This is a genomic window from Brevundimonas sp. C43 (assembly GCF_030732185.1).
Classification (GTDB): Bacteria; Pseudomonadota; Alphaproteobacteria; order Caulobacterales; family Caulobacteraceae; genus Brevundimonas; species Brevundimonas diminuta_C.
The window spans coordinates 448,924-464,418 of sequence record NZ_CP132231.1 but is presented as its reverse complement, the minus strand read 5'-3'; the positions used below and the strand labels follow the sequence as shown (position 1 = coordinate 464,418).

The 15,495-nt window shown below is 66.2% G+C and carries 11 protein-coding genes; 4 read left to right on the top strand and 7 right to left on the bottom strand.

Annotated features, from left to right (window positions below; translation table 11 throughout):
- Positions 1-2: 2 nt before the first annotated feature.
- Positions 3-1,211 carry an LL-diaminopimelate aminotransferase gene (locus Q9R14_RS02310; protein WP_306003354.1) on the bottom strand — a complete coding sequence of 403 codons (1,209 nt, stop codon included), beginning with the start codon at positions 1,209-1,211 and terminating at the stop codon, positions 3-5.
- Positions 1,212-1,374: 163 nt separating this feature from the next.
- Positions 1,375-3,408 (bottom strand): TonB-dependent receptor, encoded by a 2,034-nt coding sequence (locus Q9R14_RS02305; protein ID WP_306003353.1) that lies wholly within the window; start codon positions 3,406-3,408, stop codon positions 1,375-1,377.
- A gap of 118 nt (positions 3,409-3,526) precedes the next feature.
- On the opposite strand from Q9R14_RS02305, the gene Q9R14_RS02300 reads away from it, so the two are divergent.
- Complete coding sequence (locus Q9R14_RS02300; RefSeq protein WP_371929751.1) at positions 3,527-4,123, top strand: class I SAM-dependent methyltransferase; 597 nt, start codon at positions 3,527-3,529, stop codon at positions 4,121-4,123.
- 16 nt (positions 4,124-4,139) lie between these two features.
- On the opposite strand, the gene Q9R14_RS02295 is transcribed toward Q9R14_RS02300, so the two are convergent.
- Both Q9R14_RS02295 and Q9R14_RS02290 read right to left on the bottom strand, forming a co-directional pair.
- Entirely contained in the window at positions 4,140-5,291 is a 1,152-nt protein-coding gene (locus Q9R14_RS02295) for a glycosyltransferase family 4 protein (RefSeq protein WP_306003351.1), read from the bottom strand.
- A 3-nt stretch (positions 5,292-5,294) separates the two neighbouring features.
- Entirely contained in the window at positions 5,295-6,260 is a 966-nt protein-coding gene (locus tag Q9R14_RS02290) for a hypothetical protein (RefSeq protein ID WP_306003350.1), read from the bottom strand.
- Between the two features lie 196 nt (positions 6,261-6,456).
- Here Q9R14_RS02290 and Q9R14_RS02285 point away from each other — a divergent pair, with 196 nt between their 5' ends.
- From Q9R14_RS02285 to Q9R14_RS02275, 3 genes are all read left to right on the top strand, one after another.
- The gene (locus tag Q9R14_RS02285) at positions 6,457-6,984 is read left to right on the top strand and encodes an RNA polymerase sigma factor (RefSeq protein WP_306003349.1); all 528 of its coding nucleotides are present in this window, start codon (positions 6,457-6,459) and stop codon (positions 6,982-6,984) included.
- A gap of 109 nt (positions 6,985-7,093) precedes the next feature.
- Complete coding sequence (locus Q9R14_RS02280) at positions 7,094-8,050, top strand: FecR domain-containing protein (RefSeq protein WP_306003348.1); 957 nt, start codon at positions 7,094-7,096, stop codon at positions 8,048-8,050.
- Positions 8,037-10,508, top strand: a complete 2,472-nt coding sequence (locus tag Q9R14_RS02275) for a TonB-dependent receptor (RefSeq protein ID WP_306003347.1) — start codon at positions 8,037-8,039, stop codon at positions 10,506-10,508. Before Q9R14_RS02280 ends, Q9R14_RS02275 begins: the two co-directional genes overlap by 14 nt.
- A gap of 30 nt (positions 10,509-10,538) precedes the next feature.
- Here the strand turns inward: Q9R14_RS02275 and Q9R14_RS02270 are convergent, their stop codons facing one another.
- The 3 genes from Q9R14_RS02270 to Q9R14_RS02260 are packed head-to-tail and all read right to left on the bottom strand — an operon-like array spanning position 10,539 to position 15,420.
- Positions 10,539-12,866, bottom strand: coding sequence for an ABC transporter permease (locus tag Q9R14_RS02270; protein WP_306003346.1), 2,328 nt, complete (start codon positions 12,864-12,866; stop codon positions 10,539-10,541).
- Positions 12,851-13,912 carry an HlyD family secretion protein gene (locus tag Q9R14_RS02265; RefSeq protein WP_306003345.1) on the bottom strand — a complete coding sequence of 354 codons (1,062 nt, stop codon included), beginning with the start codon at positions 13,910-13,912 and terminating at the stop codon, positions 12,851-12,853. The genes Q9R14_RS02270 and Q9R14_RS02265 overlap by 16 nt, the downstream gene beginning before the upstream one ends.
- Positions 13,909-15,420, bottom strand: a complete 1,512-nt coding sequence (locus tag Q9R14_RS02260) for a TolC family protein (protein ID WP_306003344.1) — start codon at positions 15,418-15,420, stop codon at positions 13,909-13,911. Before Q9R14_RS02260 ends, Q9R14_RS02265 begins: the two co-directional genes overlap by 4 nt.
- Positions 15,421-15,495 lie beyond the last annotated feature (75 nt).

Below are 15,495 nucleotides of genomic sequence, written 5' to 3'. Positions count from 1 at the left end.
AGTCAGTCTTCCCGGCTGGGCGGCACGTTGACGCCCTGCGATTTCAGATAGGATTTGATGTTGCGCGCGGCCTGGCGGATGCGCTGCTCGTTTTCGACCATGGCGATGCGCACAAAGCCCTCGCCGTTCTCGCCATAGCCGACGCCCGCCGCCACCGCGACCTTTGCGTGGGTCAGCAACTGCTTGGAAAACTCCAGACTGCCCAGATGCTTCAGCGCCGGCGGCAAGGGCGCCCAGGCAAACATGGAGGCGGCCGGCTTGGGAATCTCCCAGCCCGCGCGGCCGAAGCTCTCAACCAGCACGTCGCGACGGCGGTGATAGAGTTTGCGGTTCTGCTCGACGATGTCCTGCGGCCCGTTCAGCGCGGCGCACGCCGCCGCCTGGATCGGCGTGAAGGCGCCATAGTCGAGGTAGGATTTCACCCGCGTCATCGCCGCGATCAGTTTCTTGTTGCCGACCGCAAATCCCATCCGCCAGCCGGCCATGCTGTAGGTCTTGGACAGGGAGGTGAACTCGATCGCCACGTCCTTGGCGCCCGGCACCTGCAGGATCGAGACCGTCGGCTTGCCGTCGTAATAGAGCTCCGAATAGGCCAGGTCGCTGATGATCCACAGATCGTTCGCCTTGGCGAAGTCCACGACCCGTTCGTAGAAGGCCAGATCGACCGTCTCCGCCGTCGGGTTCGACGGATAGTTCATCACCAGCACCTTGGGCCGCGGCACGGTGAAAGCCATGGCCCGCTCCAGCGCCTCGAAATACTTCTCGTCCGGCGTGGTCGGCACGCTGCGGATCGCGGCCCCGGCGATGATGAAGCCGAAGGTGTGGATCGGATATGACGGATTGGGCGCCAGGATCACGTCGCCCGGCTCGGTGATGGCGGTGGCCAGACTGGCCAAGCCCTCCTTGGAGCCCATGGTGACGATTACCTCGGTCTCGGGATCCACATCGACGCCGAAGCGGCGACCGTAATAGTTGGCCTGGGCGCGGCGCAGCCCCGGGATGCCCTTGGACTGCGAATAGCCGTGGGCGTCGGGCTTCCTGGCCACCTCGATCAGCTTGTCGATCACATGCTGCGGCGGCGGCAGGTCGGGGTTGCCCATCCCCAGGTCGATCACGTCCTCGCCTGCCGCACGGGCCGCCGCGCGCATCGCATTGGTTTCGGCGATGACATAGGGCGGCAACCGCTTCATGCGGTAGAATTCTTCGGACATGACAGGCTCGTCGTTGGGATCTGCGGCCGTGGATCGACCGCCCTTAGCGCTTAGCGCGCCAGCGGCCGCGCGCAACAGCATTGAAGGTCATTTTCACCCTTTGGGCGGACGAAATCTGTGCGTCGCGCAAAAACCTGGTCGATAAGACCGCCGGTCAGCGGTCTCAATAGCTCAATCGCAAACCGACGCTAACCGTTCGGGGCGGGCCGTACCCGGCGACGCCCGTGCCCGTTTCTGACACCTCGACATCCTCGTCGAACAGATTGTCCGCCGCCATCCAGAGGGTCGCGTTCGGCGTGAAGGCCCACTCCGCACGCGCATCCAGCGTCACGGCGGCGTCCAGCACCCGGCTGTTCAGGTCGTCGTCGAACCGGCTCGATTCATAACGCGCCGCCAGGGCCAGGGTCAGTCGATCGGTCGCGCGCCAATCCAACCCAGCGGTCGCGCTCCATTCCGGCGCCTGGGCGGGACGCAGGCCGGTCAGCTGCGCGGCGGACGATCCGCCGTCGATCTCGGCGTCTGTCCAGGACGCAGCGGCGTTCAGCGACACGGCGGACGACAGATCCAGCGCCCCCGTCAGTTCCACGCCCCAGGCGTCGATCGTTCCCGCGTTCTGGCGCTGCCGCAGCACCCCGCCCGCCGGCACGAACCCGGCGCGGGGGAAGGTTGCTGGCCCGGCGCCGATCGTCACATTGACGATGGCGTCCTCGATCTGGTTCCAGAACACCGACGCGCCCCAGCGCACGCCCTCGCGGTCGAAGGCCAGGCCCGTCTCCACGCCCTTCAGCGTTTCGGGCGTCAGGGCGGCGTTGGCCTCGGTGATGTCGTTGCCGACACGGAACGGCCGATGCAGTTCGTTCAACGTGGCGGGCCTGAACCCGGAATAGGCCGCCGCTCGCGCCGCATAGCCGCCGCCCAGATCACGCCGCAGGGCCAGACGCGCGCTGACCACCTCGCCCGACCGATCCGTGTCGCTTTCGTTCAGCAGGACGGCGCCGGTCGCCAGGGTGTTCTCCTGACGAAATCCTCCCGTGTTCTCCCACCGATCCACCCGCAGTCCGCCGGCCACCAGCCAGTCGGCCGCGCTCCAGGACGCATCGCCATAGGCCCCGGCCACTGTTGTCTCCCCGCCCGCACGCCGAATGCGGGTGAAGCCCGCCCCGGTCGGATTGCTGAACAGTTCGTTGGTTTCGCCGTCGTTGAAGCGCGCATCGGCGCCCAACTCCCATTCCAGTCGTCCGCCCGCGAAATCCGCCATGCGGCGGCGCAGCGCTGCATTTAGCCCCCACCCCGTCGCGGGCGTCTTGAACTGATCGTTGGCCGGCGTCGTGGTGGAGCGGTCGGCCGATACCGAAGCCGAACTGTTGGCCAGATTACTGTCGATCCGCCACGCCTGCAGCCGCCATCCATAGCCGTTCGCGGTCGGCGTCTGCGCCGCCGTGGCGCTCAGGCTGTGCCCGCTGGCGTTGGCGCGCGTTCCGGCCAGACCCGATCCGCGATCCTCTTCCCAGGTCGCGGCCCGCACCGACAGGTTCGCCTGTCCCAAGGCCGTATCGACCCGGAGCGCCGCACTTCGGCTATCGAGATCAAGCGGAGTGTCCGCCGCTCCGGCCGCCGACCCGCGCACCGGCACATAGCCGTCGCTCACTTCGCGCAACCCACTCAGCGTCACCGCCACCCGCCCCACACGCGTGGACGCCGACCCCGCCGCCCGCAAACCGCCCCGCTCGGACGCGGACACATCCAGCGCGCCGCCTTTCGCGCGTTCACGCAGGGTGATCGTGCCCGTCAAAGCGCCCGCGCCATAGGGGCCCGCCCCCGCCCCCCGGATCACGTCCAGGCCCTCCAGGGATTCCGGCGTCGCCTGGGACCAGATGACCCAGCCCCCGAACGGATCGTTCAGCGGCACGCCGTCCAGCAGCACCAGCGTCCGTCCTGCCCCGGACGGCGCGATGGCCCTCAGCGAAATCCCTTGCGTCGTCGGATTGGCCGCTGCGCTGCTGGTGCGCCGAAACAGCGACACCGCGGGCACGGATCGCAACGCCTCATCCAGACGAGACGACCGCGACAGCACCGTCTCATCGATCCGCACCACCGAAAACGCAGCATCGGCCGCTGCCGGCGGCAGACGCGCGGCTGTGACGACGATCTCGGGCAAGGCGGTGGGCGTGACGGGGGGAGGAACGTCCTGGATCATGCGCCGTCAGTAGGCGGTCGTTCGACCACATCAAAGCCCGGCGACCGGAAACGCCCGGAAAAGCGCGAGACAGATCGCCGCCCCCTCGATAACAACCGTATCGAACAGTCCGAGGGGAATGCGCGTGGGTCTGAGAACGCTCGTCAGGGGCCTGATCTTCGGCAAGGACGCCGACCGCAGGCGACGATCCGCCAAGGCGGTCAGAATCCGCGCCTTGCCCGACCGACGGGTGATGGCCGACAGCTATGTCCCCGCGTTGGCGGCCGACGGCGGGCGCATCCTGTGGGTCGGATGCCGCGAATACACGCTGGACGACTACGCCTTGCTGGAGGCGCAGGGCGGCGAGGTCTGGACCACAGACATCGATCCGGCCGCCGCACGCTGGGGCCGCGAGGGGCACCACCGCACCGGCGACGTTTGCGAGGCGGATCGGCTGTTCTCGGACCTAACCTTCGACGCCATCGTCTGTAACGGGGTGCTGGGTTATGGCGTCGACAGTCCCGCCCAGCAGCAGCGCGCCTTGAAGGCGCTGGCGGCCATCCTACGCCCGGGCGGCCGCCTGCTGCTGGGCTGGAACACCGACAAGATCGCCGATCCCGTCGCCGCCGGCCTGACCGACGCCGACTTCCAAGCCACACCCCTAGGCGACCAACCGACGCGCGTGCGGTTCGACGCGGTCACCCACGTTTACGACAGCCTCATCCGAAGGGGCTGAAGCCTAACCCTAAGCCCTAGCCCTGAAGCCGGGTCAGCGACGCCGCCGGCCCGAACAGAGGACGCCGGCGCAGCGTCGGCTTCGGCGTGACGAACGCCTTGTCGACCAAGGCCTCGCGCAAGGCGTCCAGCTCGGCGGCGCGGGCGGCCGGCGAATGCACCCGCTCGACATAGGCCTGCCCGCCACGCGCCAGGGCCCGACGTTCATCGGGATTTTCGACCAGACGCATCATGGCGCTTGTCAGCGACCCGGCCTCCTCGACGTCGACATAAAGCGCATATTCGCCGCTGGCTTCGCGCAAGCCGCCGCGTCCCGACGAGATCAGCGCCGCGCCCGCCGCATGGGCCTCCAGCGCGGCAAGTCCCAGGGCCTCGCGCACGCGCGACGGCGTGACCGCAATGGCGGCGCGCTGCGTCATCGTTCGCACCGCGTCCAGCGACGCCGACTTGTGGATTTCGACCCGGTCGCCGAACCGCTCAAGCATCTGCACCTGCGGCGTGGCCCAATCCTGATGCTTGTCCCAGTCGCCCAGCATCAGTGCGCCGCGCCAGTCGGTATGACGATCCAACGTCTCGGCCAGGGCTGCGCAGAACAGATCCAGCCCCTTGTCCTTCATCGCCCGGCCCGAAAACAGGATCAGGTTCTCGCGCTGCTCGGGCGATGCGCGCCAGGCGTCGCTTTCGATCGGATTGCAGACCGACGAAACACGCCCGGCCAGACGCGGGTAATCCGTTGCGAACTCTTCACCTGCCGCCCGGCTGACGAACACCAGACGGTCGAACCGCGAGAGGCGACGGCCATAGCGGAAGCGCTCGATCAGGTTGCGCGACGGCTTGATCCGCGTGTGGCGATAAAGGACGTGGATCGCGTCCGGCGAGTGCCGCGCCAACTCCGACGCCGCCTTCAGCTGCTGATGGTATTCCACAATGTCCGGCGACAGTTTCTTCAGAACGTCAACCACCGCCGCATTTCGCGCCTTGCGGCCTAGTCCGGCCGGCACCGTCACCATTTGCACGCCCGCTGGGGTCGGCCCGCCGGCGTCGGCGATCATCGTCACCAGCCGGTTCAAACGGCTGTGCGCCGACAGCGTGCGCACCACCGTCTCCATCGAGTTGGTCTTGTCCGGACAGAAGGTGCAGCCTCGCGGCAGAACGACGGCGATACGCATGGTCTAGCCTTCCTTCCGAACGGAAGCGGTCTCGAAAATCTTGGGATGAACGGCGGCGCCGGTGGCGCGGCGACCGCGCGGCCCGTTCAGGCCCAGCAGGCGACGCGCCTTGAACCCGGCCTTGAGCCAAGGCTCTGCCGATGACTGGCGGATGCTCTTCACGTCGATGAAGGTGACGTCGCCGTGACCGGACAGGGTGTGAAAACCGTCGCCGTATCCGTCCAGCAGACGGCCCGGCTCGAACCGCTTGACGACCACGGCCGAAAACGCCTCCGGCGAAAGCGCATCGATCCGCAATAGATTGATGGCCGCCCCATAGGTCGCGGCGCAGTCCTGAACCGGCAGATGAAGCGCGCCGTCGTGAAGGAACGCCGACCCGCCCGGCCGCGAGGTCTGAAAACCGCTCAGCACCGGATTGCCGGGATGCGCCGTCCAAGGCCCCGTCAGGCTGTCGGCCCAGGCGACATGCAGTTCGCGCATCGCCCGGTCGTCCGGTCCGGGAAGCGCATGGAACATCCACCACCGGCCGTCGTGCTTGACCACCGTCGCGTCGATCGCAGCCGCCTCGCCGATGCGGGCCACCGCCTCCCACTGATCCGGGAAGCGGTCACAGCGATACAGGATCAGCCCGCCGCTCTTGTAGCCTTCCGGCAGCATGTAGAGTTCGCCGCCGTCCTCGATCAGGCTGGGATAGGACAGGTGCCAGGGCTCGGAGAGGGCCACGCCCTGCCCCACCAGCCGGTCGTCGGCGTCATACTGGCGATAGTGAATCTCGCCGCGGCGTACATGATAGTCGAACGCCTCGACGAAGACGGTCAGCACGCCGTCGCGCGTGATGCCGAACGGGTCCGCGACATAGGCATGCGGGCCGCAGTCCGGCAGCCAGACGATCTCGTCCGCGCGCGGCTCATGGTCAATGAAGCTGCTTAAGGGACGGCGAATGAAGCCCGAGCGCCAGATATCGAACATGATGACGCCCTAGCCGACCGGAAGAACCGGGGCCGTCGTGCCGTCATGTCCTGCAAACGCGCGCATCTGGGTCCTGCTCGTCGCCGCGACACGGCGCCTTCATGACAAGGACGCCGCCGACCGGCCCTTGCCTCAGGAAAATCGTCACGGCATTGAAGGTCTTGGCCGTGTGGCTGCACGAGAGGATTTCGCCCGTTTGACCGCGCCTTCCGCGCATCCCCTGATCGCCGCCTATCTTGAGCAGCGCGAGGATCTGGCCCGGTTCTGCCGCGCGCGGCTGGGCGGCGCGTCGGGCGATGTCGATGACGTGCTGCAGGACATTTATCTGAAGATCTCGACGCTCGACCCCGACCCGCCGCCCGAAAATCCTCGCGCCTTTCTATTTCGCTTGACCTCCAACCTGCTGATGGACCGCTGGCGATCCGGGCAACGGTCGGCGAACCGCGACGCCCAATGGCGACAACTGAACCATGAAACCGGCGCCGCCGAAGATCTCGATGCTGCGCCTTCGGCAGAGGCGGTCGTGGCCGGGCGCGAGAAGCTGGCGCGCCTTCTAGCCGCCCTGGACACCCTGCCGCCCAAGACGCAGACAGTCTTTCGCCTGCACAAGTTCGATGGGGTCAGCTATGCCGATGTCGCGGTCCAAATGGGCATTTCGCGCAGTTCGGTCGAGAAGCACATGATGGACGCGCTGCGCGTTCTTTCCCGCAAGGTTCAACCGTGATGCCCGTTCTTTTCACGCCCTGGGGGAATTTGTCTGAAGGTGAAAGCTTGGCGGCGCCGTCTTGCTATCAGGAGGCGCGTTGCACGACGTTCCTCCAGGCTGGGATCGGATGACCGCACAAACCGACATTGAGGAAAAGGCGCTCCACTGGTTCGTCGTCCTGCGTGACGACGAGACGCCCGAATCCGCCTGGCTGGAATTCCAGGACTGGCTGGAGGCGTCGCCGGCACACGCCGCCGCCTATGACGCCGTCGAGCGTCTGTGGGTCGATCTGGACGCCCCTGCCTCGCCCGCAGCAACAGAGACCCCGGTCATCGATCTCGCCGCCGCGCGTGCACGCCGCGCCAAGCCGCGTTCGCCCTGGCTGGGCACGGCGATCGGCATCGCCGCCAGCGTGACGCTGGCGGTTGGTCTGTTCCTGTGGCTGACGCCGGGCTCGCAGGTTTACGCCACCAACGACGCCCCCCTGACGGTCGCGCTCGAGGATGGTTCGTACGTCTATTTGAACCGCCATTCCACCTTGGACGTCCGGTTCGACGGCGACAAACGTTCGGTCTCGCTGACCGAGGGCGAGGCCGCCTTCGACATCGCCCACGACCCGGCCCATCCTTTCATCGTGGCCGCGGGCGATCATCAGGTCGAGGTTTTGGGGACCGCATTCAATGTCCTGAACCACGGCGACCGTTTCGCCGTCGCCGTCGAACGGGGCGTCGTCGCCGTAACCCCCGTCAACGCACCCAAGGTTCGACTGCTGGCCGGTCAGGCGCTGGCGCAGAGCGGCGAGCAGACCCCGGCCCTGTCTCAGGTTTTGCCGGACCAGACTTCGCCCTGGCGACAAAGCGTTCTCGTTTATCGCAACCGCCCGATGACCGATGTCGCGGACGATCTTTCACGTTATCTCGACAAGCCTGTCGTGCTATCGACATCGGCTCGGGCGCTGCGGTTCACCGGCGCCCTTCGCATTGGCGACGAGGCCGTGATGTTGAAGCAGTTGCAGGATTTCGCCCCCGTCCGCGTGGACGCCTCGACGCGCGAAGTCCGCGTCAACGCCCGTGAGGCCGGTTAAGGCCGGGCGGCCCCAACGCCTCGCCCTGTCCAAGCCACACGCCGCCGCCCTTCTTCCCAGTCTCTTTCTGCTCGCCACGACGGCTTTAAGCACGCCGGCGCAGGCGGATGCGCGCCTGCTCGACATCTATATCCCCCGCCAATCCGTGGACGACGCCCTGCTCGACCTGGCGCTTCAGGCCCGCGTTTCACTGGGCGGCAACCTCACCTCGTGCGTCGGCGTCAGCCCCGCGATCAGCGGCCGGATGTCGCTGGACGCAGCCCTTACGCGATTGCTGGCGGGCAGCGGATGTCGCCACGCCATTCGCCAGGATGGCGCTGTAATCATCAGCAGGCACTCGAGCGCGCCGCCCGCTCCCGCTCGCCCGGTCGCCCCACGCCCCGCTCCCGTGACGCCGCCCGAAGACGTGGCGCAGGTCAGCGAAGTCGTCGTGACCGCCCCGCGCCGCCCCGAACTGATCCAGTCCTCGTCGTCGGCCATGACGGCGGTCGGCGCCGAACGCATCACTCGTGCTGGGGTCACGGGCATGCAGGGACTGGACAGCCTCGTCTCCGGCATGACGGTGACCAATCTCGGCCCCGGCCGGAACAAGATCCTTCTACGCGGCATATCGGACGGCGTCTTCACCGGCCTGACCCAATCCACCGTCGGCCTGTACCTCGACCTGACGCCGGTGACATACGCCGCACCGGACCCGGATCTGAAGCTGATCGACATCGACCGGGTCGAGGTGCTGCGCGGACCGCAAGGCACGCTTTACGGCACCGGCCCGATCGGCGGCGTCGTACGCATCGTCACGCGGGCTCCGGCGATGGGCGAAGAATCGCTGTCGCTCTCGGCGACCCGGTCGCGCACCGACGGCGGCGGCTGGAACTCCGACTATGGCTTGGTCGCCAACCTGCCGATCGCCGGCGACCGCGCCGCGATCCGCGCGGCCCTCTATGGCGAGACCTACAGCGGCTATATCAACGACGTCGAACTGAACTTGCGGCGAGTCAACGACGGCACGCGGCGCGGCGGCCGGCTGTCCGCTGCGCTGGAGATTTCGCCCGGCTGGACGGCGCGCGCCGGCGTCGTCCACCAATCCATCGTCACAGAGGACACCCACTACGTCTATCGCGGCCTCGGCCCACTGAGGCGCGCTAATCTGGTCCGAGAACCGCACCAGAACCGCTTCGACCAGGGCTCGGCCTCGATCGAGGGACGTGGTGCCTGGGGCCGGCTAAATGCATCGGTCTCGGTCGTGGAGCATGGCTTCAAGAGCCGCTACGATGCCTCCAGCGCCCTTCGTCGCTTTGGATCGGGCTGGCGCATCGGCGCGCTGGACGAAGGCAAGGACATCCATCTGATCGTCGGCGAGGCCAACTTCGCCTCTCCCGACATCGGTCGCTGGCGCTGGTTGGCCGGCGGCTTGGTATCGTCCAACACCACACGCACCAATCCCGTCCTGTCCGCCCTGACGCCCGAGCCTCGCGCCATCTATTCCGAGGCGCGGCGCGACCGGCTGAACGAGGCCGCCGTTTATGGCGAAGCGTCGCTGGACCTGCCCTACGACCTGACCCTGACCGCCGGGGCCCGCTACTACGCCCTTGAATACGACACCACCTCCCTGGTTCGACAGTTCACCCGATCGCGATCCTTCGACGGACGCGGTGAATCCGCCGGCTTCACACCCAAGATCGCCCTCGTCTGGCAGCCCAGCGATCGCCTGAACCTGTCCGCCCTCGTCAGTCGTGGCCACCGGGCCGGCGGCTTCAACACCGCCGGCGTCATCGGTCAGGACTTCAGCGGCCTGGCAGATTCACCCGCGCGCCAGTACAAGCCGGATAGCCTGTGGAATGCCGAGTTGGGGGCCAAGTACCGATCGGCGGACGGCCGCGCCCGCCTCCGCGCCGCCGTCTACGCCGCGCGCTGGCGCAATGTGCAGAGCGACCAGTTTCTGCCCAGCGGCCTGGCCTATGTCGTCAACGTCGGCGATGGCGCGGACAAGGGCTTCGAGGTCGAGGCCAACTGGCGTCCCACCGAGACGCTTGAGCTTTTCGCCAACGGGCTCGTCGCCGACCCGCGCATCACCTCGCCCAGCGCGCGGTTTGATTCCCGTCGCGACGCGAGCTTGCCCGGGGTGCCTCGCGCTTCGGCGAATGTCGGCTTCAGCTGGCATCGTCCGCTGGGCGAGCGTCTTCAACTGCTGGCCGACGGCGGCCTGTCCTACGTCGGTGCGTCGCGCCTGACGTTCGACGGACGTCAGCAATATCGAATGGGCGATTACGGCACGGGAAGACTGGCCTTTGGCGTGGAAGCGTCGGCATGGACCGCGACGGTCTTCGTGGACAATCTGTTCGACACCGAAGCCAACACCTTCGCCTACAGCGACCCTTTCCGCCTCCCCGACGCCCAGGCCATCACACCTCTGCGTCCTCGCACGATCGGCCTGACGCTGAGGTGGACGTCTCGATAGCCAAACCCACCCCTGCGCTTCAGTTGGTCTCTATTCTCGTGTTGCGCTTTGCGACAATGACGCCCCCGCCGTCACGCGCAGAGAGCCGCACACCACCCACAGGCCGCCGTAGACGAAGGCAAGGCCTGTCAAAATGGCTGCCAAACCTGAGACTTCTGAAAGGCTGGCGCCCATGGCGTTCAGGCGAACAAAGGCCTGAACGGCAGCGGTGGACGGTGAAAAATGCGCGAGCCAGACGAGACCTTCAGGCATCATGAAATGCGGCCACGCAGCGCCTGACAGGAAGAACAAGGGCGCGGAAGTGCCGACCAGAACCTGCAAGACCCGTTCATGGCGATCGAAAAGCGCGCCTAGAAGCAGACCCACAGCGGCGACCGCCGCTGAAAATATGGGCGCCAGCAGTAGGACGCCGATCAGGTTGCCCGCGCGGGGATAGTCCTGAAACCAGAACACGAAACCGAAATAGAAGAGGCTGGAGGCTGTCCCAATCGCCGTAAGCGCCAGCCACAGACCCAAGCGCGCGCTGCGTTTCAGCCTAGGTGCGCCGGTTTCTCGACGCACGGCTGTGATCACGCCGGCTCCCAGCAATAGCGTCTGCTGCAAGATGATAAGACTGACCGCCGGCACGGCGTAACCGCCGTAGCCCTCCGTCGGGTTGAAGAGGGAAACCTGCTTCAGGGTCGGCGCCAATCTGACGGCGCGGGCGATATCAGGCAGCCCTTTCAACTGCGCCTCGGCGACCTGCGCTGTTGCGGCGGCGACGGCTTTGCCTACAGCCGTGACACGAACCAGATAGCCGCCGTTCAGCCAGATGGCCACGCCCGTCGGCGCCCCCCTCAACAGATCGGCCTCAAAACGCTGAGGCAGGACGACGACCCCGTCGACCACGCCGCGCCGCATCAGTTCAAAGCCCTCAGTAGGGGATGAAATCACGGCGGCGACCTCGATCTCGCGCGACGCATTCAGGTCTTCGACAAGAGTGCGCGTCAGCGTTGTCTGCGTCGGTGTCGCTATGGCGATGGGCAGTCCCGTCGCGGCCTGTCCGGCATAGGCGGCCGGATAGTAAAAGGCGTAAAGGACGACGGCCAGGATCAGCAGGCTGCTGACCGGCCGCGCACGCGGCAGGTTCCGGAACGTCGCGGCGAAGGCGGCGATAACGCCCTGTTGCGGGAGCGGAAAGTTCAAATTCTCCGGCTTGGGGACAAGACGCGCTCGTACCCGGATGAAAAGCGCCGAAACGATCAGACCGAGCACGGTGACGCCGCTCAGAATCATCAAGTCTCGCCATGCCGATGCGGAAGTCGCTGCCGTGACGAGCTGACCCGTCTGCAGCCGTAGATAGTGCGTATAGGGAAGGATATCGCTCCAGATCCGGGCGAAGCGCGGCCCATGGTCCAGCGGGAGAGTGCCATTGGAAAAGGCGATAGCCGCACCCGAATATATGGCGGTGGCCGAGAACGCCATATCCACCTCGCCAAGCGCGGCGACCAGAAAAGCCGACAAGACAACGCTCACCGCCATCAAGGCGAGTATGCCAAGGATCAGCAAAGGGAGAGAGCCTGCTACACCCCAGCCCCGGACGCCGCTGAGCCAAGCGATCCAGGCCAACCCCCACAGGCTGAAGACCACGAAGTGCGGAATGAGTCGCCCGATCAGAGCTGTTGTCGTGAAGCCGCCCGTCTCGGCCTTGAAGCGCTTGAAAGAGCCGCCCTGCATTTGCCGACCAACCGCCAACACCGCGGAACAAGCCGCCAGCAGATGAAGGACCCCCGGCGCCAGAAGTCCGCCGAGAAAAAGCTCGAAGCTGAGCTGCGGATTGCCGACGATCGACACCTGGACAGCCGGGAGTTGCAATGCGGTTTCGGGCAATCCTCTCTGGCGCGCGCGTTCTTGCAACTGCTGGCCGGCCGCTGATGCGATGGCCGCGCTCTGCCCCAAGGCCGACAAGGCGCCGACCGTCTGGAAGGCGCCATTGAACGACACGGTCACCTGTTCCGGCCGACGAAACGCCCCGTCAGAAAAATCTGCTGGAAAATGAGCGACGCTGTAAATCTCGCCCCGTCGCATCAAGGCCATGGCCTCCGTCATCGTCGCCGGAGCATGGGTCACGCGAACACCGGCGCTCGCCTCCATGTTGCGAATTGCGGCGCGGCTGAAGGCCGAATTGTCTTGATCGACCACGGCGACCGGGGCCTGACGGATCACTCCAGGGGCCAGCATCGCCGCGATGACCATCAGCAGGAGCAGCGGCAGGCCAAAAGCGACGAACGCGTCCCACCGTCGGGTCATCAGGACGCGCGCCTCGTCCCGAACGGCCGATACGAAGACGGCCGCGAGGCGTCTCACCGTGCGGACCAATCGAACAGCACGCTCATGCCAGGCCTCAGGCCGCTGACAGGTCGAACAGGCTTGGCCTTGACCTGAAAGCTTCGCACGTCATAGCCGCTGGACTGCCGGGTGGAGCGCCAGGTGGCGAACTCGCCCTGAGGATTGATGGCGGTGATCCGGAAGGCGACGTCAGCGAGGCCGAGTGCGGGCACGTCGCCACGCACGATCGCGCCGATTTTCAGATCGCGAAACTGATCCTCGCGCACACTGAAGGTAACCCACGGGTCGCCGATGTCCACGATTGTGAAGACTGGCACGCCCGTGAGCACGAGCTCGCCGACATTGGCGAAACGCTCCGCAACCTCGCCGTCGTTTGGCGCAAGCAGTCGTGTCTCACCCTGGAGGCTTTGGACCTCGGCGACGGCGGCCTGCGCGCCTTGCACATTGGCGTCGGCAACTGATTTTTCCTGCGGCCGTGTCCCTGCCAACGCCTTCAGATACTGCTGACGGGCGGCTTCGGACTGCGAGGCTGTAGCAGCGCGAGCGGCCACGGCTTCGTCACGGCGTTGGGCGGAAATCACGCCTTCGGCGAACAGGGTCTCCGCCCGCCGCGCAGTCTGGTCCGCCAAACGAGCCGTCGCCTGGGCGGCGCGCCAGACGGACTCGACCGACTGCACATCCTCGCGGCGAGCGCCTTCGCGGCTCATCGACTGAATGGCCTCACTCGACTGAAGCAGGGCCCGGGCCTGAGCCTCCTTTGCTGCAACCTCCGGGCTGCTCATCAGAGCCAACTCTTGACCTGCCTTCACCTGATCGCCCTCTGAAGCCAGGAAGCGCTCCACGCGACTGGGCACCTTGGTCGCAACAGTGAAGGTCTCCGCCTCGACCATGCCCTGAACCTGATCCCTGGCAGGACGGGCCGCGAGGAAGAGGCCCACGATGATGAAGCCGATCAGCAGCACGAGGCCGACGCCCACGATCACAGGCAGAATACGTCGCCGTGCAGACGTACGACTGGCCGCGATGGTTGGCGCACCGTTTGTCGGGGCATCGGCAAAAGGAGGCGTCTCGCTCATGGCGCGCTTATCCGGTCTTCGCGTTGCAGATAGTCGTTCAAGGTCAGATCGCTTCCCGACGCCGCCAGCAAGGCGGCCAGGCTGAGATCATATTCGTAAGCTGCTGCTGCGCGTTGCAAACGCGCGGCCCCCAGAAGATTGCGGGCGTCCACGACCGAGGCGGCTGTGGCCTCGCCTTCACGGAACCCAACCTCCTGAACTCTAAGATTCTCGCTGGCGGCCTCCAGACTGCTGTCCATGCTCAGAAACTGACGACGCGCCAACTCCGCCTGATTATAGGCTCGCGTGACCAGCAATCGGGCGTCGTCTCGGGCCTGTCTTTCCACCTCCGCAGCAGCCGAGGCCTGGGCGCGTGCGGCCCCCAGCATACGTCGTCGATCCACCGTCGAAATCAGAGTGTAACGGGCGCCGATCCCAACCGCCCAATCCGGCTCGGTCGGCAGAGCGTCGTCTGGGTTCAGGTTGTAGGTTCCGAATGCATAGACGGACGGCTTCATTCGTGACGCCGCGAGATCGGCGCCTGCCTCGGCCAGATCGCGCCCCGCTTGAGCCTGCGCAAGGCGAGCGTTCGCCTGGCTTGCCTGGTCAAGAAACACGCCGGCTGGACCGATTGGGTCACGGTTTACGAACAGGGGCGTGGTTGGAACGACGGGGCCATTGGTGTCAACAACCCTGGCGAGGGACGCCACGGCGTTGTCGTGCTCCAGTTCAGCCCTGTTGACCTGCCGCTGAGCCGCATCGCGGGCGACTTCGACCTGAAGCGTCTGGGCGTGGCTGAGCACGCCTTGCGATTCCAACAGTCGAGCGTTGCGCAAATGCAGATCGAAGCCGTCACGGGTCTCGCGTGCGATCTTCAGCGCTTCGGCGGCCAGCACCTGGCCAAAGTACGCCCGCGCCAGATTTACGTCCTCCAGACTGACCGCTTCCTGCTGCTTCGCCTGCGCCAGATCCACATTGGCCGCCGCCGCTCGTCGTAAGGCTGGAATTGCGCCGCCGGTATAGATCGGCTGAAGCGCCGTCACCGTGGGGCGAAAGGTCGTGTCGTCGACCTGCAATCGGACGTCTTGCGGCAAGGCGGCGAAAATTTCGGGAAGCGCCGCTTCCAGCCGCTGGCCGACACTCTGCAACACCTCACCCGGCACACCGGGCAAATCCGCGATGAGCCCAGGAATGGCGGCGCCGAGCTCGGCCTGTGCGCGGTCCAGCGTGTCGCCCAGCGAGAGATCGAATGTCTTGCGATAACGGATCAACTGAGCATCGAGCGCTACGGTCGGCCGATTCAGCCCGGCAGCCACATCCGCCTGGGCCCTGGCGGCCTGCATCCCATAGCCCGCAGCGCGACCGAGACTGGAATTGGAGCGAACACGTTGTTGAGCGGCCGCATAGGTCAGAGCGACTGTAGCGTCGCCTTGGGCCGCCGCCTGAACTTGGGAGACCGCCGCAAGGGCGTTCGACGCTGATCCGGCCAAAATGCCCACAGCAACCGCCCCGATCCAAGCTGCACGCATCGTTTCACCCCGCCTTCAGCAGAGAGAAACTATCCGAAGCTTAGCCGCTCGGTCCAGCAGCACCGCACCGCTCGA